Origin of the sequence: Streptomyces sp. NPDC059989, from assembly GCF_042736975.1 — a bacterium.
In the GTDB taxonomy this organism is placed as follows: domain Bacteria; phylum Actinomycetota; class Actinomycetes; order Streptomycetales; family Streptomycetaceae; genus Streptomyces.
The window spans coordinates 289,635-309,903 of record NZ_JBHWUO010000002.1 but is presented as its reverse complement, the minus strand read 5'-3'; the positions used below and the strand labels follow the sequence as shown (position 1 = coordinate 309,903).

Annotated in this window: 17 protein-coding genes and 1 pseudogene; 5 read left to right on the top strand and 13 right to left on the bottom strand. The window is 75.2% G+C overall.

Annotated elements, in window-relative coordinates; translation table 11 throughout:
• A pseudogene (locus ACFWBN_RS03235) lies at positions 1-178 on the bottom strand (gamma-glutamyltransferase); the annotation flags it as partial.
• Between the two features lie 470 nt (positions 179-648).
• On the opposite strand from ACFWBN_RS03235, the gene ACFWBN_RS03230 reads away from it, so the two are divergent.
• Both ACFWBN_RS03230 and ACFWBN_RS03225 read left to right on the top strand, forming a co-directional pair.
• On the top strand, positions 649-2,016 hold the full coding sequence (locus tag ACFWBN_RS03230) for an MFS transporter (protein WP_385169689.1): 1,368 nt from the start codon (positions 649-651) through the stop codon (positions 2,014-2,016).
• 339 nt (positions 2,017-2,355) lie between these two features.
• Positions 2,356-3,141 carry a peptidoglycan-binding protein gene (locus ACFWBN_RS03225; RefSeq protein WP_385169684.1) on the top strand — a complete coding sequence of 262 codons (786 nt, stop codon included), beginning with the start codon at positions 2,356-2,358 and terminating at the stop codon, positions 3,139-3,141.
• 10 nt (positions 3,142-3,151) lie between these two features.
• Here ACFWBN_RS03225 and ACFWBN_RS03220 read toward each other — a convergent pair whose 3' ends face one another.
• From ACFWBN_RS03220 to ACFWBN_RS03200, 5 genes are all read right to left on the bottom strand, one after another.
• Positions 3,152-4,105 carry an MASE1 domain-containing protein gene (locus tag ACFWBN_RS03220; protein ID WP_385169736.1) on the bottom strand — a complete coding sequence of 318 codons (954 nt, stop codon included), beginning with the start codon at positions 4,103-4,105 and terminating at the stop codon, positions 3,152-3,154.
• A gap of 53 nt (positions 4,106-4,158) precedes the next feature.
• Positions 4,159-4,980, bottom strand: coding sequence for a PP2C family protein-serine/threonine phosphatase (locus tag ACFWBN_RS03215; RefSeq protein ID WP_385169682.1), 822 nt, complete (start codon positions 4,978-4,980; stop codon positions 4,159-4,161).
• A gap of 121 nt (positions 4,981-5,101) precedes the next feature.
• Positions 5,102-5,845, bottom strand: coding sequence for an SDR family oxidoreductase (locus tag ACFWBN_RS03210; protein WP_385169679.1), 744 nt, complete (start codon positions 5,843-5,845; stop codon positions 5,102-5,104).
• Between the two features lie 57 nt (positions 5,846-5,902).
• Positions 5,903-7,183: a hypothetical protein gene (locus ACFWBN_RS03205; protein ID WP_385169676.1), complete on the bottom strand. Its 1,281-nt coding sequence runs from the start codon at positions 7,181-7,183 to the stop codon at positions 5,903-5,905.
• Between the two features lie 152 nt (positions 7,184-7,335).
• On the bottom strand, positions 7,336-7,683 hold the full coding sequence (locus tag ACFWBN_RS03200) for a hypothetical protein (protein WP_385169674.1): 348 nt from the start codon (positions 7,681-7,683) through the stop codon (positions 7,336-7,338).
• A 175-nt stretch (positions 7,684-7,858) separates the two neighbouring features.
• On the opposite strand from ACFWBN_RS03200, the gene ACFWBN_RS03195 reads away from it, so the two are divergent.
• Together ACFWBN_RS03195 and ACFWBN_RS03190 are read left to right on the top strand one after the other, a co-directional pair.
• Complete coding sequence (locus ACFWBN_RS03195) at positions 7,859-9,241, top strand: sporulation protein (RefSeq protein WP_385169671.1); 1,383 nt, start codon at positions 7,859-7,861, stop codon at positions 9,239-9,241.
• 49 nt (positions 9,242-9,290) lie between these two features.
• Positions 9,291-9,950 carry a nucleoside/nucleotide kinase family protein gene (locus ACFWBN_RS03190; RefSeq protein ID WP_385169733.1) on the top strand — a complete coding sequence of 220 codons (660 nt, stop codon included), beginning with the start codon at positions 9,291-9,293 and terminating at the stop codon, positions 9,948-9,950.
• On the opposite strand, the gene ACFWBN_RS03185 is transcribed toward ACFWBN_RS03190, so the two are convergent.
• A complete protein-coding gene (locus tag ACFWBN_RS03185; protein WP_385169668.1) occupies positions 9,937-10,260 on the bottom strand; it encodes a hypothetical protein in 324 nt (107 codons plus the stop codon). The two genes, ACFWBN_RS03190 and ACFWBN_RS03185, sit on opposite strands and share 14 nt — an antisense overlap.
• 173 nt (positions 10,261-10,433) lie before the next feature.
• Positions 10,434-10,835 carry a hypothetical protein gene (locus ACFWBN_RS03180; RefSeq protein ID WP_385169665.1) on the bottom strand — a complete coding sequence of 134 codons (402 nt, stop codon included), beginning with the start codon at positions 10,833-10,835 and terminating at the stop codon, positions 10,434-10,436.
• Positions 10,836-11,045: 210 nt separating this feature from the next.
• Between ACFWBN_RS03180 and ACFWBN_RS03175 the strand changes: the two genes are divergently transcribed.
• Positions 11,046-11,963: an NADP-dependent oxidoreductase gene (locus ACFWBN_RS03175; protein WP_385169730.1), complete on the top strand. Its 918-nt coding sequence runs from the start codon at positions 11,046-11,048 to the stop codon at positions 11,961-11,963.
• A gap of 86 nt (positions 11,964-12,049) precedes the next feature.
• Here ACFWBN_RS03175 and ACFWBN_RS03170 read toward each other — a convergent pair whose 3' ends face one another.
• The 5 genes from ACFWBN_RS03170 to ACFWBN_RS03150 all read right to left on the bottom strand — a co-directional run bounded on the left by ACFWBN_RS03170 (position 12,050) and on the right by ACFWBN_RS03150 (position 20,202).
• Positions 12,050-14,920 (bottom strand): poly(A) polymerase, encoded by a 2,871-nt coding sequence (locus tag ACFWBN_RS03170; protein WP_385169662.1) that lies wholly within the window; start codon positions 14,918-14,920, stop codon positions 12,050-12,052.
• Positions 14,921-14,925: 5 nt separating this feature from the next.
• Positions 14,926-16,752 (bottom strand): RNA ligase family protein, encoded by a 1,827-nt coding sequence (locus tag ACFWBN_RS03165; protein WP_385169727.1) that lies wholly within the window; start codon positions 16,750-16,752, stop codon positions 14,926-14,928.
• Between the two features lie 84 nt (positions 16,753-16,836).
• Positions 16,837-17,331 carry a hypothetical protein gene (locus ACFWBN_RS03160; RefSeq protein ID WP_385169659.1) on the bottom strand — a complete coding sequence of 165 codons (495 nt, stop codon included), beginning with the start codon at positions 17,329-17,331 and terminating at the stop codon, positions 16,837-16,839.
• Positions 17,332-17,374: 43 nt separating this feature from the next.
• Positions 17,375-18,778, bottom strand: coding sequence for a DUF418 domain-containing protein (locus tag ACFWBN_RS03155; RefSeq protein WP_385169656.1), 1,404 nt, complete (start codon positions 18,776-18,778; stop codon positions 17,375-17,377).
• Positions 18,775-20,202: a VanW family protein gene (locus ACFWBN_RS03150; RefSeq protein ID WP_385169654.1), complete on the bottom strand. Its 1,428-nt coding sequence runs from the start codon at positions 20,200-20,202 to the stop codon at positions 18,775-18,777. The genes ACFWBN_RS03155 and ACFWBN_RS03150 overlap by 4 nt, the downstream gene beginning before the upstream one ends.
• Positions 20,203-20,269 lie beyond the last annotated feature (67 nt).

Here is a 20,269-nt window from a genome sequence, read left to right as displayed (position 1 = left end):
GCTCCAGGCTCAGGCCGCGGTCGAGGCGGCCGAGGAGCACCTGGAGGGTGGTGGTGATGATGGTCGCGCCGCCGGGGCTGCCGGTGGCGAGCAGCGGCTCGCCGTCGCGCAGCACGACGGTCGGCGACATCGACGAGCGCGGCCGCTTGCCGGGCCCGGGCAGGTTGGGGTCGGGCACGCCGGCCGGCGGACGGCTCCTGGCGCGAGGCCGCCTCCGGGTCGGCGGCGTCCGGCACGGACGCCCCCGGCAGCCTCCCCAGGGGCAGCGGCTCCGGCACCTCCGGCGCGCCCACGGGCGGTACGGAGCCGTGTACGGGAGCGGGAACCGGAGCCGAATCCTGCGGGCCGACGGAGACGCAGCCGGCGCTCGTGAGGAGCGCGAGGAGGGAGAGGGGCACGGCCCGGCGTAACAGCATCAGACCACCTTGCCGTACGGCCCGGCCGACACCCTCCCCCGCCTCACGCGTCCGGGTGACGCCCCCGGAGCGGAATCGATTCGCCGCCGGAGCGTGGACGGTGGGTAGGCCTGGATCCACCGGTATGGGAGGGTCACGGGAACAGCAGTACGGGTGCCGGGGGAGGCGCGACCCCCGGCACCGCGTGCCGCCGTGTCCTGCCCGCCGATCTGCCCGTACGGAGTACCGATCCATGACCGCAGCTGCCGCGCCCGGCAACCCCGCGCCCAGTCCGGAACCCGCGCCCGCCTCCGGCAACGGAGCCGCCCGCGCGTCCGTACCCCGCGCACCGGGCGCCATACCCGGGCACGGTTCCGCATCCGCGCCCGACGCGGTACCCGGGGCCGACTCCGCACCCGGACCCGCCTTCGGCCCGGGTGCCGCCGCGGCCCAGGGCCCCGCCTGGAAGGGCTGGGCGGCCGTCTGTGCCGTCGCGCTCGGGATCTTCTGCCTGATCACCTCCGAGCTGCTGCCCGTCGGACTGCTCACCCCCGTCGGGGCCGACCTCCGGGTGTCCGACGGGACCGCCGGGCTCATGGTCACCGTGCCCGGGCTGGTCGCCGGCCTCTGCGCGCCGCTCGTCACCGTCGGCGCCGGCCGCCTCGACCGGCGGCTCGTGCTCTGCGTACTCATCGCCCTGATGGCCGCCGCCAACCTCGCCGCCGCCTTCGCGCCGAACTTCGCCGTCGTCCTGGCCGCGCGCCTGCTCGTCGGAGTCAGCGTCGGCGGGTTCTGGGCCATCGCCGGCGGGCTCGCCGTACGGCTCGTCCCCGAGCGCCACGTAGGCCGGGCGACCGCGCTCGTCTTCGGCGGAGTTCCGACCGCCTCGGTGCTCGGCGTCCCCGCCGGCACGCTGCTCGGCGAACTCGGCGGCTGGCGCAGCGCCTTCGCCGCGGTCGGCGTCCTCGGCCTCCTCACGCTGACCGCCCTGCTCCTGCTGCTGCCCCCGCTGCCGCCGACCCGGCACATCACCTTCCCCGAACTCCCCGCCCTGCTCCGCGAGAACCGCGCGGTGCGCGCCGGAGTGATCGTCACCTTCCTCGTGGTGACCGGGCAGTTCGCCGCCTACACCTTCGTACGGCCCATCCTGCAAGACGTCTCGGGCATCGACGCCGCCTACGTGAGCACCCTGCTGCTCGGCTACGGCGTCGCCGGGGTCGCGGGCAACTTCCTGGCCGGGGCGCGCGATCCGTACCGCACGCTGCTCGCCGTCAGCGCCTGCCTCACCGTGATCCTCGGCCTGATCGCCGTCCTGCCGGGAGCGGTCGCCGGGACCGTCCTGCTGCTCGCCTGGGGGCTCGTGTACGGAGGGGTCTCGGTGACCGTCCAGAGCTGGATGATCAAGGCGGCCCCCGCCGCCGCCGAGGCCGCCTCTTCGCTGATGGTGGCCATGTTCAACCTGGCCATAGCCGCGGGCGCGCTGCTCGGCGGCCTCGCGGTCGACGGCATCTCCGCCCCCGCCGCCCCGCTCGGCGGAGCCGCCCTGATGCTCCTGGCGGCGGTCACGGTCTGGGCCACGTCCGTCCGCCGCCGGCCCGGCGAGCCCGGTGGCCTGAAATGATCGGCGGGCAGAGACCGGATGGACGAGGGCAGATCGGACATCCGGCTTGACCCGGCCCGGCCCGGAAGGGAAGAGTGCGCCGGTCGAGAACCACCGCTTGAGCTGCACTTCGGAGACACCCCAGATGCGCATGTCCGTCCGCTCATTGCCCGAACCGGGGCCCGCCCCGGACACGACCGGTGGTTCCCTCGCACTCGGCGGTACGCCCGGCCGCGCTCCCGGCGCAGCCGCCAGACGCACCGTGACGGTCCCGGCCGCACGGCGGCGCGGGGCCTGACCGGCCGGGTGGGGGCCGGCACCGCACCGCCGCGCCGGCCCCCGTCCCAGCCGGGGAGACACATGTCCCACGACTCCGATGAGAGCGGCATCGTCCCCGACGACCGCCTGCTCGTACGCCCGTACGTGGCCCCCTCGGGCCGGCCGCCCCAGCAGGCGGCGACCGGGCCCGCCTGGCCGCAGAGCGGGCCCGTCTCCTACCCCGGCCCGGCGCCGGACCGGGAGCCCGCGCGCGCCGCCGCTCCTGCCGCCGCGGCTCCCGCCGTCGGCGCGGGCGCCGGTGGCGGCGACCTCGGTCGTCCCGCGAGGGGCCGCGGCGGCCGCCGGATCGCCCCGGCCCTCGTCATCACCCTTGGCGTGCTCGCCGCTGCCGGGGTCCTGGTGTTCCTGCTGAACGGCCCCGATCCGCAGCCGCCGTCCCGGTCCGTGCAGCGGCCCGACCTGTCCGTGCCGGTGCTCCCTGCGCGCAGCCCGGACGGCGCCGGCGAGTCCGGGAGTGCCCCGCCCTCGGCCAAGGCCGCCACCGGCCCGGCCGCGTCGGGGTCGCCCGGAGCCTCCGCTTCGCCCGCTCCGGCCGGAAGCCAGGGCGCGAAGCCGACGCCAACGCCGAGCGCCTCGTCCGCGCAGCCGTCGGCGGCCGCGGCCGGGACGCTGCGCCCGGGGGACCGCGGGCCCGAGGTGAGCGACCTCCAGGAACGGCTCTACGGGCAGGGGTTCACGTACGTCTCCGTCACGGGCGTGTACGACGGCCAGACCCGGCGCGGTGTGGCCCAGCTGCAGAGCGACCGGGGCATCACGGGCGACCCGAAGGGTGTCTACGGCCCGGCCACGCGGGCGGCGTTCGGCTAGGGGGGCCGGTTCACCGGCCCGGTCTCCGCGGGCCGAGCTGTTCCACCAACTCGGCCAGGTCCTCGCAGACCTGTTCGATCTTCAGGCGGATGTTGTTCTGCTCGGTGACGAGCGCCGCCAGCAGCAGCCCCGTCAGGGCCGCGGCTCCGTTGAGGGCCTGGAGGTTGACCATGACCTCGAAGAGGGTGTGGTGGGCGAACGGCCCGGCCTGGTCGCTCGCCGCCGAGTTCGCCAGGACCGAGATGAGCAGGGCGACCGGTGCGCTCCCGGCCAGCTGGAAGCGCACCGCCGCCCAGATGAGCAGCGGGAAGACGAGGAAGAGCAGGGAGAGGGAGCTGCGGGTGGCCACGAGGGTGACCACGACGGCGGTCACCACCAGCGCCGCCGCCTCGCCCACGCGGTAGCTGTCGCGGGGCAGCCGCGCCTTGCGCAGGACGAGCAGGAGCGGGGTCACCACGAGCACGCCCATCGCGTCTCCGGCCCACCAGGCCGACCACGTCGACCAGAACCCCGTCAGCGCCAGATCGCCGGTGAGGATCAGGATCCAGGTCCCGGCGGTCGCGCTGATCAGCATCGGCACCAGACCGCCGAGGAAGACCAGCGCCAGCCCGTCCCGCAGCCGGTCCAGCTCGACGCGGAAGCCGACCCGGCGGAGCATCAGGTACGCGCACACCGGGGCGAGGGTGTTCCCCGCGACGATGCCCGTGTCGGGGAGGTCGAACGTACTGATCCGCTCGATGGCGAAGTACGTGCCCAGGGCGATCCCCGGCCAGACCCACAGGCCCCGCCAGAGGAGGGCCGCGAGGGCGATCCCCGTGGGCAGCCACAAGGGCGTCACCACCGCACCCTCGACGACCACGGCCTGCAGCAGGCCGATCCGTCCGCCCGCGTAGTAGGCGACGGCGACGGCGAGGATCCACAGAACAGCTTCGGGGAGGCGTCGCCATTCCTCGTTGCGCACCAGAGCATCAGACAACAGTCCCCGCGTCCGGCGGGCCGTGACACGCGCTGGCCGGGTCAGGGGCTCGCCGCCTCGTGACGGAGGACGAGCACGGCGGCGTCGTCGGCGTGGCCGGTGGAATCGGCCACCTTCATCACCTCGGCGGCCAGCTCGCCGGGATCGGCGCCCGCCGCCTCCCTGACGACGCGGGCCACGCGCTCCAGTCCCACGTCGATCGGGAACGCCGGCCCTTCGACCACGCCGTCGGTGAGCAGGACGATCGCCCCCGCCTTCGTCAGCCGGCGCCGGGTCACCGTGTACCCCGCCCCGGGGAGCATGCCCAGGGGCAGTCCGCCTTCGTCCTCGGTGATGCCGTACTCGCCGTCCACCGTGGCCCAGACCGAGGGGACGTGTCCCGCCCGGGCGCTCTCGAACTCCCAGGTCTCGGGGTCGAAGCGGAGCAGGCTGCAGGTGGCGAAGAGCTCGCCGTCCGTCGAGAGCAGGACGTCATTGGTCCGGCTCAGCACCTCTCCGGGGTCTTCGACGACGGAGGCCACCGCGCGCAGGCCGATCCGGACCTGGCCCATGAAGGCGGCCGCCTCGACGTCGTGTCCCTCCACATCGCCGATGGAGAAGGCGAGGGAGCCGTCGGGCAGCCGGAAGCCGTCGTACCAGTCGCCGCCGATGTCCAGGCCGTGCCGGGCGGGGGCGTACCGGGCCGCGGCCCGCAGCCCCGGCAGGACGGGCAGCGAGGCGGGCAGCATCTCGCGCTGCAGTACCTCCGCCAGCCGCACCCGGGCCTGTTGCAGCTCCGCCCCTTCCCGTGCCAGGGCGGTGAGCCGGCCCAGCCTGGACAGGAGCTCGGCGCTCGCGGCCCGCGGGTGACGATGCGGGCTCATGGGCCACTCCTTCCGCTGAGCGAAAGGCCCGTGCCCATCATATTTCCGGTCGGCGCGGTGCGCTCAGGAAGCGGCCGCGGGCCGGGCCCGCGTAGCCGGGGGCCGGAGGCCGTACCGGGCGTCAGCGGCCGCCGGAGACCCGCAGGACGGCTCCCGTGGTGTACGAGGCCTCCGGGGACAGCAGCCAGGCGATCGCCCCGGCGACCTCCTCGGGCTGTCCGGGCCGCCCGAGCGGGATTCCGGCCGCTGCCCGGGCCGGCCGGTCGGGATCGCCCATCGCCGCGTGCATGTCGGTCTCGATGATGCCGGGAGCCACGGCGTTGACCCGGATCCCGTCCGGGCCGAGCTCCTTGGAGAGGCCGATGGTCAGGGCGTCGGCGGCGGCCTTGGTCGCGGCGTAGTGGACGTAGTCCCCGGGGCTGCCGAGCGTCGCGGCGGCCGAGGAGACGTTCACGATGGCGCCGCCGCCCGCCGCGGCCATGTCCTGGGCGGCCCGGCGGCAGCACAGCAGGTAGCCGAGGAGGTTGACCTCGACCACGCGCCGCAGGTCCTCGGTCCGGGCGTCGGCGAGCCGGCCCAGCGGACCGGTCACCCCGGCGTTGTTGACCAGCCCCGTCACCGGGCCGAGTTCGGCGCCGGCGATGTCGAAGAGCCGCTCCACGCCGCGCTCCTCGGAGGTGTCCCCGCGTACCGTCACACAGCGTGCGCCGACGGCCCGTATCCGGTCGGCGATGTCCTTGGCGGCCGCCTCGTCGTGGACGTAGCCCAGTGCCAGGTCGTGCCCGTCGGCGGCCAGTCGCAGGCAGGTCGCGGCGCCGATGCCCCTGCTGCCTCCGGTGACGACGGTGACCGGACGATGTGCCATGTGAGCCTCCTGCTGGGAACCGGGCCGTGCTGTGCTGTGCTTTCGCGGCGCGGCAGGCTAACACCTCCCCGGACGGGCCGCACCGGCGCGCCGGGCCAGCAGCGCCTTGCCGACGCGCCACCAGAAGTGCGGGGTTTCCAGGGCGGCGGGGTGGCGGCGCATGTTGACCACGTCGAGGAAGCGCTCGTTGACCCAGGCGTCCGTGACGGAGGCCTCGCCCATCCGGTCGGAGAGGGCCTTGGAGAACCGGTAGCCGGGCGGGTAGGGGCCGGTCACGTGGGGCTGGGCGAGATCGGCGAGGGTGGAGACCTTCCAGGCCGCGTCGACGACGACCCGTACGTGCTCGAAGTAGCCGACGGCCGGCGCCGTGAGGTCGGCGCCCTTGCGGAGGTGGGCGGCGAGACAGGAGGCGTGCAGGAAGGCCGAGGTCATCCCCTGGCCGTAGACGGGGTTGAAGGAGGCGACGGCGTCCCCCACGACGAACAGGCCGCCGGGCAGCCGCTCCGTCCGCGACCAGTTGCGCCGCATGGAGTGGGCCATCGTGTACGTCTCCACCTCGCCGAGCAGCTCGCACCGGCCGGCGACGACGCCGAAGGGCTCGGCCTCCATCTCGTGCATGCGCCGGAGGAAGGCGTCCCGGTCGCGCGTGAGGCGCCGGTCGGCGTAGGCCGCGATGACCACCATCCAGCGGTCTCCCTCGACGGCTGCCATGGCGCCGGTGTCGGGCTGCCGGTCGACGGTGTCCGCGGCGAGCGGCAGTTGATGCGCGACGCGTACGCCGGGCAGTTCCGGGCCGCGGCGGAAGAGTCCGGTGGCGTAGCCGAGGTCGATCCTCATGCGGTCGACGGGCGGCTCGGGCCAGCCGCCGTCCCGCAGCCAGGAGGTCAGCCGGCTGGAGCGGCCCATGGCATCGACGACGGCGTCGACCGGAAGGCAGGACTCCGTCCCGCCGTCGGCCCCTTGGTGCAGTACGCCGGTCACGCGCCCGCCCTCGAAGCGCAGGCCGCAGGCCCGGGCCCGCACCACCGTCACGTGCTCGTCGGCGAGCGTGCGGCGGCGGATGCGTTCCTCCAGGAGGCGGCGCGTGGTCCCGATGAGCTCGTTGCCGGGGACGGCGACCTTGCGCGTACCGCCCGCGAACAGCTGGATCTCGCCACCGGAACCCAAGACCGCCCCATGGTCCACCAACTCGTCCGTCAGGCCGGGGAACCAGCGGTCCGCCTGCGTACGCCCCATGTCGAGTAGCGCGTGCAACTGCCCGCTCTGCGGCACCCCCTTGCGGCCGTCCGCACCGGCCCCCGCGCCGCCGCCCAAGTCGTCGGGCTCGACGAGCGTCACCCGGACTCCGAAGCTCCGTAACGCCCGAACGGCGGCGAGGCCGGCGATACTTCCCCCAAGGACCGCAACGTGCTGCATGTGTCTCCCTTTCCCGGAGCCTCAGGTGAGACTTCCCGTCAGCACCCTATGGCCGCTCTCCTACCGGAAATCCCCTACCGGCGCCCGCCCCGGCCCGCCGGACCGCCGCGCCGCGAGGCGCGTACCCGGTGGTGCACCCTGCGGGGCACGGGCCGCCCCGCCCGGGACGGGCCGGCACCCCCGACGTTGCGGAGGTCGTCCGGCGCCGACCCCGGCTGCCCGTTCTGCCCCGCGGCGACGACGAGCGTCGCGATGCCGGCGATGAGCAGCCAGGGCGGGAGCGCCTCGACCAGTACGGGGATCATGGCGAGGGTCAGCGCCACGCCCCGGCCGGCCGCGTGCCGGGACCATCGCCCGCCGGCGGAAGAGATGCGGCCCTTCGTCGTCTTCGTGGTCCTGGTCGTCCTGGTCGTCTTCGTCACCGGTTCCAGCCCCTCGTTCGGGTGATCCTGTCGATGTCCCACCAGGAGACCAGCGTCCGGCCCGGCGCACAGGGCTCACGGAGGGGGCTCACGAATCGGAGCCAAGGCTCACGCCAACTCGCCTTCACTACCATGGAGTTCGGGACACACCTGGCGCTGAGGGCGGGAGCCTCCGATGGCGGAGCAACCTAAGCACGCGGTGAACGAACAGCTGGTGAAGCTGATAGAGGAATCCGGGATCAGCCACAAACGTCTGGCCTTCCGGCTGAATGAGATCTGCCGTTCCGAGGGCATCACCACGGAGTACACCCATACGTCCGTGGCCAACTGGTGCCGCAGGGGCATGCAGCCGAAGTGGCCGGTGCCGCAGCACATAGGCACCGTGCTCACGGAGGTCCTCGGGAGGCCGGTGGGTGTCGCGGACATCGGAATGGGCGGGGCCCGTCCCGACCAGTCGGCGGGGCTCACCTTCCCGAGGGATCAACAGCAGGCGGTCGACGAAGCGACCTCGTATTGGAGCATGGTGAACCGACGGAACTTCCTGGCCGCGGCGCCCTTCGCGGCCTCCGCCTTCTCGGAGCCCGTGACCCGGTGGCTGGTCAGCCCCACCGAGCCGGTACTGACCTCGTCGACGAGGGAGACCGTCGGCCGTACGCACATCGAGGAGCTGCGGGCGGCCGCCGACGCGGCGCGGGCCTGGGACTCCCGGTTCGGCGGGGCGGCCTGGAAGTCGCAGTCGCTGACCGAGTACCTCTACACGCGGGTCACCCCGCTCCTGCGCGCCCGCTATTCCGAGCAGGACGGACGCGAACTCTTCTCCGTGACGGCCGAGATGGCCCGGCTGGCCGGATGGACCGCCTTCGACGCCGGCCAGCACCAGAAGGCACAGCGCCACTACATCCAGGCTCTTCGGATGGCCAAGGCCGGCGGTGACATCCACCTGGGCGCCTACATCCTCACCACCATGGCGATGCAGGCGATGATGCGCGGCTTCTCCTCGCAGGCCATCGACATGGCGCAAGGCGCCTACGAGCGGGTACCGGCCGCCGATCCCCGGGTGCTGGGCTTCGCCAAACTCATCGAGGCCAGGGCGCACGCGAGGGAGGGCGATGCCCGTGCGGCGTCCGCGTGCCTGTCCGCGTCGGAGCGGCTGCTGGAGCGGGGAGAGGCGGAAGGCGCGGGCGAGCGCGCCTGGATCGACTTCTTCACCCGCCAGCGGGTCATCACCGACGCCACGGAGATCTTCCGCGATCTCGGACGCCCCGAGTCCACCTTCGCCTGGCACGCGCTGGGTGCGATGCCCGGTGACGCGTTCGCCCGGTCCCGGGGGATCCGCCTGTCCGTCCTGGCCACGGCCCATGCGCAGCAGGGGGAGTTGGAAGCCGCCCTGACCCTCGGCCGGGAGTCGCTCCAGCTCTTCACCCGCCTCCAGACGGTCCGGGGCATCGACTACATCAAGATCTTCACGAACGCGCTGCACCCCTGGCGGCACGAACCTCAGGTCGTCGAGTACATGCACCAGGTACGGAGCCTGGCGGCGAGCCTCGCGGCAGCGTGAGCCCGAGCGCCACCGCGCCGGCCCGCTCGGGCAGGATGGGGCCGTGGAGATGACGGAACTGGCGGCGCGGGCCCGCGCGCTGGCCGACGGGGGCGGTCGCGGCGACCGCGGCGCCGCGACGGGCGGCCGGGACGGCACGGGCGGCCGGCGGATCCTCGGGATCGCCGGGCCGCCCGGGGCGGGCAAGTCGACGCTGGCCGCGAGGCTGGCCGAGGCGCTGGGTCCGGAGCTGGCGGTGGTGGTGCCGATGGACGGGTTCCATCTCGCCCGGGCCGAACTGGCGCGCCTGGGCCGGGCCGACCGCAAGGGCGCCCCCGACACCTTCGATGCGGGCGGCTACACGGCCCTGCTGCGCCGGCTGCGCGCACCGGGCGGCGACGGCACGGTCTACGCGCCGGCCTTTGACCGCTCCCGCGAGGAGCCGATCGCGGGGAGCATCCCCGTCGCTCCCGCCGTACCCCTGGTGATCACCGAGGGGAACTACCTGCTCCACGACGCGGGGGAGTGGGCCCGGGTGCGTCCCCTCCTCGACGAGGCGTGGTACCTCGCCCCCGACGACACCCTGCGGATCCGCCGCCTGATCGACCGCCACGTACGGCACGGCAAGGACCCGGCACACGCCCGCGCCTGGGTGGCCCGCTCGGACGAGTCCAACGCCCGCCTGATCGCCCCCGGCCGCGATCGGGCGGACCTGGTCATCGGCCGGTGACGGCGAGGGGGTCCCGGGCCGGGCACTGGTGGTCGGCCGCGTCGATCGCGTTGCCCGCCCTGTCGCCGAGGTGGAAGCAGTTGCCGTTGGGCCACACGGTGACCGCATCGGGGCGGTGGTCGACCTCGAACGGCTCGTCCCCGTACGACGTCCCGGTCCAAGGGGCATCTCCGGCCGGCGCGTGGGTGACGACGACCCAGGACTGCTTGGGCGGGATCAGGTAGCAGTCCGCCCAGGGCTCGATGATCAGCTCCAGCGGCGCCTCACCGCCGTTGTTGATCGCCAGCCTCGCCGTTCCGCCCGCGAACATGACACCACCCCTCCCCGACCCCACGGCTCGTCGTGCGCACCCGCTGTCCGGGCGTGCGCACGTGGCACGATCCTCACACGCGCGATCACCTGGTCCAAGCGTCCCCAGCGCCGGGCGAGGGGCCCTGGTCCGGGCGTGACCGCCTGGACCAGGGCCCCTTCCGTGGGGTGGGGTCAGACGCCGAACCTCGTGAGCGTCACGCCCACCACCGGCGCCTCGGGCGTGATGACCGTGTCGAACGTGCGCGTGGGCTTGCGCGCGGGGTCGATGTGCGGGCAGACGTACGGTCCGAATTCCCCGTTCACTCCGCCTTCCTGGAGCCACCAACCCGCGCAGTACCCGTCCGGGTTGAGCCAGCCGCCGCCCGGCTTCAGGTCCTCGACCCAGCCGGTGAGCCGGACGGTTCCGTCGCTCTGCGGGCAGACGGTGATCTCGCCGCGCCCGTAGTCCTCGGTTTGGGTGGCGGTGATGCACGCCGACGCGGCGGAGGGCGCGGCCTGGGAGGCGGGGGTGGTCAGCAGGAGCAGTGCGCCGACGGCTCCCGTCAGGGCCGCGGCACGAACAACGCTTCTCATGGATCGTCTTCCTTCTCGGAGGGTCGGTGACCGGCGGATCCGCGGACAGCCGGATCCGATCACCGGTTCGAAAGATGACGGATGTGCCTATACAGGCTCTTCTTCCTCGCCCGCCGCGCTTCTCGGGAGGGGCCCGGGCCGCGTGGTGGGATGGGGCCGGGGGCGGGTCCACCAGCTCACGGAGAGGTCGGGAACATGGCCGAGGCCACCATGCGGGCGATGGCGTACGAGACGTACGGCGGGACGGAGGTGCTCTCCGAGACGCGGCTGCCCGTGCCGAAGGTCGGACCCGGCGAGGTCCTGGTCCGGGTGAAGTGCGCCGCGGTGAATCCCGTCGACTGGAAGATCATGGCGGGCGGGCTCGACCCCATGATGGACGTCGTCTTCCCGGTGGTCCCCGGCTGGGACGTGGCCGGCACCGTCGAGCGGGTCGGCCTCGACGTACCCGAATTCGCCGAGGGCGACGAGGTCATGTCCAACGCCCGCAAGGACTACCTGCGCGGCGGCACGTTCGCCGAGTTCGTCACCGTGCCCGTCCGCACCCTCGCGCACAAGCCCGCCTCCCTCGGCTGGGCGGAGGCCGCCGGACTGCCGCTCGCCGGGCTCACCGCCTACCAGCTGCTCACCCGGCTGGGCACCGGCAAGGAGGACACGGTGCTGATCCACGGCGCGGCGGGCGGCGTCGGCTCCCTGGGCGTGCAGATCGCCCGCGCGCTCGGGGCACGGGTCATCGGCACCGCCTCGCCGCGCAACCACGACCGGGTGCGGGAGCTCGGCGCCGAGCCCGTCGCGTACGGGGACGGCCTCGCCGAGCGGGTGCTCGCCCTGGCCCCCGACGGCGCGACCGTCGTCGCGGACTTCGTCGGCGGCGTCCTCGACGTCACCCGCGCCGTGCTGCACGACGACGGCCGGCACGCCTCCATCGCCGACCCCACCGTGGTCGGTTCGGGCGGGCAGTGGATGTGGGTCCGCGCGGTCGGCAGCGACCTCGCCGAACTGGGCCGGCTCGCCGACGCCGGGCAGCTGAAGGTGCCGATCGCCAAGACCTTCCCGCTGGCCGAGCTGGCGGCGGCCTTCGAACTGAGCCAGGCCGGACACACCGCCGGGAAGATCGTCATCGAGATCTGACGCCCCGCGCCGCGACGCCGCCCGGGGCCGGGCCGAGCCCCGGGCAGTGTCCGGGAAGGGGTCCCGACGCGGAGGAATCCGGTGTGTCACCCGGCGGTTGGCGCTCTCAGGTCCGGGACCTCGCCGCAAGCCGCCCAGGTGACCTCGACACCGGGCAGTCCGCGCGACCACGGCGCGGCCAGGGCGGCCAGGCGGGGCGCGTCCGGCGGAGTCGTGCCGAGGCCGATCGCGTACCGGACCAGGGCCGGGCCCGCTTCGAAGGGGTGCGGCCAGGCGTGTGCGTCCGCGGCGCCCGCCTCCACCAGGGCGCCGATCAGCGCCCGCAGCCGGCCGCGGGTCCGACCCAGCGCCTCCTCGAACTCCCGCTCCCCGGGCGCCCGTACGGTCACCACCGCCCAGGCCGAGTGCCGGCGGTGCAGCGGCGGCACGGCCAGGGTGGCGCCGAAGCCGTCGGGGTCCGCGTCCAGCAGCTCCCAGGCCCGGTACAGCTCCCGCCCGAGCAGGTCGCGCAGGCCCGGCGCCACCTGGGCCGTGCAGCTGCGGACCGGCTCGGAGGGGGTGAGGACCGTCACCGGGTCGGGGCCCGCGGCCCCCGGGGCCAGGCCGACCGGATCCCGCCAGTCCCAGGCCGCCCAGGTCCCGAAGAAGTCCAGGCGCAGGGCGCCGGGGGAGAGGTCGGCGGCCCCGCGCACCGTGCGCGCCGCCAGCACGGCCCAGGCCAGCCCCGGCAGCCCGCCGAACGGCGCCGAGTCCAGACCCCGGGCCCGGGCCCAGGCCTTGACCTCCCGCGCCAGGCGCGCGAAGGCGGCGTGCTCCGCGCCCGCGAAGCCCCGTACGGCATCCGCGTCGCTCACCGCGCTCAGCGCGATCGCGGCCGGCTCGCCCAGCTCGGCCCGTCGTGCCACCGCCTGCGCCGGGTCCAGCGTGCCGGTGGCGACGACGACCAGGTCCACATCCAGTCCGGCCACCCGGAACCGCAGCCCCGGCACCCGCGCGCCCGTCACCTCGCGCAGGCGTACGGCGTCCGGCAGGGCGGCCGCCACCCGGTCCCGTACCTCGGCGATACCGGTCTCGCCCGGCAGCGCCGCCACCAGGTCGAGGTCCGCCCCCGGCAGTGCGCAGCCCATGCGGCGCGATCCGGCCACGTGCACCGTGCCGTCGGCCAGTGAGTCGGCCAGTGCCTCGGCGATCCGTGCGGTGACCGACTGCGCGGCGCCGGGCGGCTCGTCCCCGTCCCCGGGCGTGGGTTCCGGCAGCCACCGCACCCGGCCCGTGCCCAGTTCCACGACCGCGCGCGTCCGCATCGGGCCGTCCCCGCGCCGCGAGAGCACGGCCAGCTCCCCGACCCGGGCGACCGTCCGCCCGCGGTCCGGCCCGCCGGCGAGCCGGGCCGCGAACTCCGCGACCGCCCGCTGCGGATCCCGGCTGCGCCCCAGCGTCAGGTGCGGGGTGTAGCCCTCGGCGCGCCCCCGGCACCCCGGGAACCGCCGGATCAGCGCCCGGCGCAGCTCCTGCCAGGGTGTGTCACCGGCCGCCGCCGGATCCAGCCAGAGGGTGGCGTCCTCCCGGTGGCCGAAGCTGTGCACCCCCTCCAGCCGCGCGGTGAACGCCGCCGCCTCCGAGGCCGCTTCGGCCAGCAGCGGCACGGCCGCCTCGAAGGAGGACTCGGGGACGAAGCCGAACAGCAGGTTCACGTGCGCGGGCCAGCGGTCGGCCTGCGGGTCGTGCGCCCTGCGCAACTCCTCCACGGAATCCGGGAGTCGCGGCGGCAGCCAGGCCACCGCCGTGCGCGCCGTCGCCGGCAGGTCGAGCCGCGAGGGCAGCCTGCCGCCCGCGGCCCCGAACTCCACCGTCGCCTCCACCCCGTAGTGGTCGGAGACGAACAGCCCTTCCGGGCCCGGCGCGTTCCCGCGCAGGGCCGCACCCGTCACCCGCGCCTCGGAGGGCGCCAGCAGGATCCGGTCCAGGCGCGAGGCCCGCCCCGACAGGGAACCCACCGCGGCCAGCGGATTGGCCGCCGGGTCGAAGGTGGCCGTATCGTCCGCGGGCCCGTGTACGTCGCTCCAGGCGTCGCGCATGCCCAGGGCGCCCGCGGGCCCCTCGGCCCCGGACCGGCCGTCGTTGAAGTCGCCCAGCAGCGCCACCCCGGCCTCGATCGCGCCCAAACCCTCGGCGATGCGGGCCAGTTCGACCTCTCGGCGTGCCTCCCCGCCCTCGGTGTGATCGCTCGTCAGGTGGGTGGCGGCGACGACCAGGGGTCCGGCGGCGGTGTCCACCGTCACCGCGGTGACCGCCTTGTGCGGGCCGAGCACGTGCAGTCCGGCCTCCCGCACCGGCAGCCGGCTCAGCACCAGCAGCCCGCACTCGGCGACGTCCCGGCCGCCCGGATCCGTGGCGACGGTGTACCCGGCCCGTACCCAAGGCGCCGCCAGCAGCATGGCCAGCAGCGCGGGTTCGACCTCCTGGAGCGCGATCACATCGGCGTCCGACACCGCCAGATCGGCCAGCAGGAGCGGCCTGCGCCGGGCGGTGTCGATCCACGGGGCGTCGTAGCGGTCCCAGAGCGTGTTCCACGTCAGCAGCCGGACGGTGGCGGGGGCCTCGGCCCCGGCGGGCCCGGGCGTCCGCGCGGGCCGCCAGGCGCCGCCGCCCGCCGGATCCCACGCGTGCGGGGTCCGCGCGGTGAAGAACGGCGCCCGCAGCAGGCGGGGTTCGCGGACCCGCCCCGCCCCGGTGGCATCGATCCGGTCCACCCCCGTGGCCCGGTCCCACACCAGTTCGCCGTCCGCCTCGACGAACAGCACCCGGTGCCAGGGGATGTCCCCGCCGGGCACGAAAGAGGGCAGCGGGACCCGCTTGGGGGCGGCTCCGCGCTGCAGCAGCCCGAGCACGAACCGCGCCGGGTCGAACCGGGGGTCCCAGCGGACCTGGTGGTAGAGCTCTTCACTCGTACGCATCGGAATCAGGCCTTCCCGCCCATGGTGCCCGGCCCGCCCGCCGCGCCCGGATCGCCCGAGCCGCCCAGGACCCCCGCCGTGTCCTCCACGTCCCCGCCCGTCCCCACGTACCAGGTCCGGTGGGCCCGACCGGGATACGGCGGGCTGAACCGGTGCAGCTGCGTGGTCAGCACCTGTGCCGGTACGGGGTCCGCCCGCACCGCGTTGCGCCGCAGCAGCTCCGCCTCCTCGACCAGCACCACCGCCTGGGTGACCAGGGCGTCGCGGCGCCGCGCGACCGAACCGGCCAGGCCGCGCTGCTGCTCGGTGAGGGAGGTGGCGTCCCACACCACGGTCCCGCCGGCCGCCAGGGCGGTGTCCAGCCGGTCCAGGCCCTCGCGCAGGACATCCGAGTTGGCCCGCTGGTCGGCGCGGGAGCCCCGGGCGGCCCGCAGATCGTCGAGACTCACGTACGCGGACACGCCGGGCAGGCTCCGCGCGAAGGTGCTCTTTCCGCTGCCCGAGGGCCCGCACAGCTGGACCAGCCGGGGGAACGCCGCGTCCCGCCACCGCCAGGTCGCGGACAGGGCCTCCTCCGCGGTGGAGATCCCGCCGCGTGCGTAGGCCTCGCGGGCCTCGGCCCAGCAGCGGTCGGCCACCTCCGGCCCGAGGCCGGTCAAGGCCTCCCGCAGCCCGGCGCGCAACGGTCCGAGCGGGTCCGCGCCGAGCAGCCCCGCCTCCTCGGCGCACAGCGCGGACCATTCCACGCACTCCCGCGCAGCTTGGTCGCCGGCCGTGGCCCCGGCGAGCGCGTGCAGCACGCCCAGGTCGGCCGCGACGGCCATCCGTACCAGGCCGGCCCGGCGTTCGGAGTCGGGGAACGGCTGCTGGAGCGACGGGTACAGCCCGACCAGGTCGGCCACCCGCCGCGCGAGGGGCATGCCGGCCGGGCCCGCCGCCAGCCGCGCCGCGAGGCGGGCCCGCGGCACGCGGTGCAGCATCGCGGCCAGTACGCCGGCCAGCCGGGCCTCGCCGGTCCGGCCCAACCCGTCGATCCGGGCGGTCACTTCGGCGACCTCGGCCGCTGCGTCGGCACCGGCGCCGGTACCGGCTCCGGCCTCGGTCTCGGTCTCGGTCTCGGTCCCGACCGTGATGTCGGCCTCGACCCCGAGGGCGGCCGACAGCCCCGCCACATCGGGGTCCGCGCCCGACCGCACCGCCCACAGCGGAGCCTGCGGCCCCAGCCCGTTGGGCACGACCTGGGCGTACATCCAGTGCGTGTCGGTCTGCACGTGCCCGCCCCGTACCCACTTGGCCACGCACCGCCCGAAGTCCGCACCCGCGAAGCCGTCCACGGTGCGTACGACGTAGCCCTCCTGGCGGGCGGTGTCGATCCGCAGCCTGCGCAGCGCCCGCTCGTCGAAGACACCGCGCCACAGCACGCGCGGGCTGGGTATGCCGAGCCCCCTGAGGAACGCCACGGTCCGGTCCCAGTCGAGGCAGTGGTCGCCGTCCCACACCGAGAACCCGTAGAACCAGCTGTCCAGGTCCTCGTACGGGAGGGAGTGGCGGGCGTACAGGTTCTCCCCGCACACCCGCCGGCCGGCCGGGATCCCCGCACCGATCCGGCCCTGCAGGGCCTTCACCCAGGCCCGCGAGGGGTGGTGCCCCGAGTCCAGCGAACGGGCGTGCAGCCCGTCGGCGTAGAGGGTGGTGTTCTCCCCGTCGAGCTTCTCGGTGACCACCACCTCCCGCCCGGCCAGCCCCGCGAGTCCGGCAGCGGCCCGCACATCGTCCCCGCCCACCCCGGGTGACCAGGGAAGATGTGGTGTTCGGGGATAGTGGGTGCGCATGATCCGCTCCTGGGCGACGACGGTGTGCCTCGTCACTCTAGGTATCCGGAGCGGGCTCAACCACCCATTAACGGCGGGCAGCGCCTAACGGCACAGGGCCACGATGGACGGCGACACCGTGCCGCGGGCCGCCTCGCACAGGGCCGTCATGTCGTACGTGAGCCCCGGCCCCGGACGGGACTCGGTCTTCGCGCGCGGCTTGGCCGTGGACCTGGCCTTGGCCTTCGCCTTCCCCTTGGCCTTCGGCTCCGCGGGCGCCCGCCGGTGGGGCTTCGGCGGGACATGAGGGCGGTCGGGCCCGGCCCGGTGCGGGGGCCGGGGCGCGGCGGGACGCACCGGCACCGGCGCCGGATCCGTCGGTTCGGCCGGTTCGGTCGCCACGGTCGGCTCCACCGATACGGGGGCCACCGGCAGCCGTCCCAACGGCCAGGCGGGAGGCGTCGGTTGCCGGGGGTCCGTACGGGCCGCCGCGGGTCCCAGCCGGGGCGAGTCCGGCGGGGCGGCTGGGGTCACGGTCACGCATCCGGTGGCCATCGCGAGTGCGGCAAGGGTCAGGGGCAGGGCCCGGCGCAGCTGCATCCGCCCACCCTGCCGTACCCGGGCCGCCGGAGTCGCACCCCCGTCACGCGGACGGGTGACTCCCGCGGCGCGCGAGCGGCCCCGGGCGCCCCGGCCCGTGCGCCGCCAGCCGGAGCGCGTGCTCCACCGGACCGCGGCGCAGTGGGCTGTGGGCCCAGAGGCGCTGCCAGCCCCAGGTCAGGACAAGTGCCGCGGCACTGAAGGCGATCCACGCGGACCAGGACCCGGCGCCGTGGGCCGGGCCGGCCAGCACCAGCGCGTGGACCACGTACGCGCTCAGCGCCATCGCCCCGAGCACCGCGAGCGGCCGCAGCAGGCGGGCGCCGGCGCGGCGGCGGGCGGCGAGGGCGCACAGGCCGATGAGGGCGGCGCCCACGCCCGCGTTGCCCAGGGTCTCCAACGGGGTCTGGCTGTAGGGATCGGCCACGAGGAGCCAGTCCCACGAGGTGCTCGGCACCGCGCCGTACTGCCCGCGCAGCACCTCCCGTACGGGGTCGGCGGCGGCCAAGGCCTCCGGATGGTGGACGGAGACCGCCGCCAACAGTCGTTCCCGGGCGCCGAACACGTGGGCGGCGACCCAGGCCGTGCCGTAGCCCGCCACCGCGGCCGCCGTGCCCCACACCGCCATCCGCCGGGCCACCGCGGGCTCCCGGACGTCGCACAGCCGCGCGAGGGCCATCCCGGCCAGGATGTACGGGAAGTAGGTGGCCAGCGGATACGCGCCCGTGAGCAGCAGTTCGCACAGCACGTCGCCCAGCCCGGAAAGGGTGGTCAGATCGGCGGCTTCGGGGACCAGGCCGCGCCCGGCGGCCTCGTAGCCGAACACCGGCGCCAGCAGGAACGACAGCAGCGGGCCCGCCGCCACCGAGACCGCGGCGACGGCCGTGAGAACCGGAGTGGAGAGCCGGGTGAAGGGCTCGGCGGCCAGGAAGTACACGGCGAAGAAGGCCAGGATGACCAGGATCCCGGGCCACAGCGAGGCCAGGGCCAGGCCGAGCGCGGCCAGGATCGCGCAGCGGATCAGCAGCGGGCGGTAGCGCTGCGCCCAGCCGGCGGGCTGCTCCGCCGCGCCGCGCCCGCGCTGGGCGAGCACCAGGGAGAAGCCGGCGAGGAGGGTGAAGAGTGCAGGGGCGCGGCCGTCGGACGCGACGATGAGGTATCCGGTGCCTTCGGGCCGGGCTTCGGGTCCGACGTGCACGGCGAACATGCCGAGGACGGCGAGTCCGCGCACGGCGTCCACCCCGGCCAGCCGGCCGGAACCGCCGCCATGCGCGGCCAGCTTGCCGGAACCGCCGCGCCACCCGGCCGGCCTGCCGGGGCCGGCTTCCTGTCCGGCCCGGCTGCCGGAATAGGTGCCCTGCTCATCCGGCCCGCCCGAAGGGGCGTCTCGCTCGGCCTTCCGGCCCGGCTCCTGCCCCGCCGTCCGCCCGGCCGCCGCGAGGCTCATGGGCACGTCACACGGTCGCGCGGCGTGTAACGGGTCTTCATCGTCTCCCGCTTGAACATCGCGTTGAAGACGGTGGTCGCGACCGCCGAGACCCCGCCGCCGGAGGCCTTCTCGTACTGGCCGTTGTTGATGATCAGCCCGTCGACGAAGCCGTTCTCCTTCGTGCGCTCGCCGACCGTGCGGTTGAAGCTCCATGTCTCGTCCGGCAGCACCAGCGAGCCGTTGATCAGCTCGGCGGCCCGGCCGATGTTGGTCGTCCGGTAGGCGGCGGGCTCGAAGGTGACGGTGAAGGAGGACACCTTCTCCTTGATGCCGAGCTGCTGCACGGTGTCCTGGGAGAGCCGGGGCCGGGCCTCTTCGGTGGCGACCTCGCCGGTACGGGCTGCGGCGTCGGCCCCCGTCAGGAGCGGCAGCACGGCCGCCCCCAGGGACCGCTCGGTGACCTGGCGGCCGGCCCTGCCCTCCTCGGCGACGGCGACGCCGCCCGCGCCGTCCACCCGGAGCCGCGCCTCGGAGGGGCCCGGGGCGGCCTGGCGCAACGGCCCGGCGAGGGCAGGGTCGGCGAGCAGCCCCTTGGCGTCGAGACCCGGGGTGAGGCGGCCCTGGCCGTCGTCCTTCAGGGACAGGTGCTTGGAGAGGACTGCGGGGCCGACGGGTATGCGCCTGCCACCCACGGTGAGGGTGACGGGCGCGGACATCGCCGGCTCGGCGAACTCCTTCAGGGCCCGGTCCGTCTCCCGCTGCCCGACGCGCGGTTCGGTCCGCTGGACGGGGAGCGCCAGCGGTTCGGCCGCTGCCCCGGCCGCGGTGCCCTTGCGGAGGTAGCCGGTGCGCAGCGCGTCCAGGGAGCGGTCGACGTCGACGGCGGTGCCGGTCACCGGAGCCACCGCCTTGGCCTTGCCCTTCTCGAAGGCGACGGAACCCTCGCGCGCCTCCTGACCCGCCTTCTTGCCCAGGCCGTCCAGCGCGGCGCGGGCCGCCTTCTCGTCCAGGCGGACGACCGGATCCACATCGGGGTCGCCGGAGGAGAACAGCCGGCCGATCACGGTGAGCGGGCCGGAACCGGAGCGCGCGGCGCGCTCCGCCGTCGCGGCGGTGTCCAGGGACAGGCCGAGGGCCCCCGGCTCGGCCTGCTCGGTGCGCTCGCCGATGCGCAGCCCGACCGGGGCCGCGGCGGCCGGGCCCAGCCCCCGGTCCAGGGCCTGGCGGGCCTCGGCCCGGCTCATCCCGCCTATGTCGACCCCGCGCACCTTCGTCCCGGGCGCGACGTCCTCGCCGGCCCAGAGCAGCCCGGCGGCGTACAGCCCGCCGAGGCCGACGACCGCCGCGCCGCCGGCCACGCCGACGAGACCCGGCACGCTCCACCGCTTTCCGGTGTCCGTCCGGGTGCCCGGGCCCGTGTCCGTACGGGAAGCGCGTCGCATGTGTGGGTCTCTCCTCGGGCGGCCGGTGACGTGGTCGGACCGACGGTTTTCATGCCGCCGGCCCGCC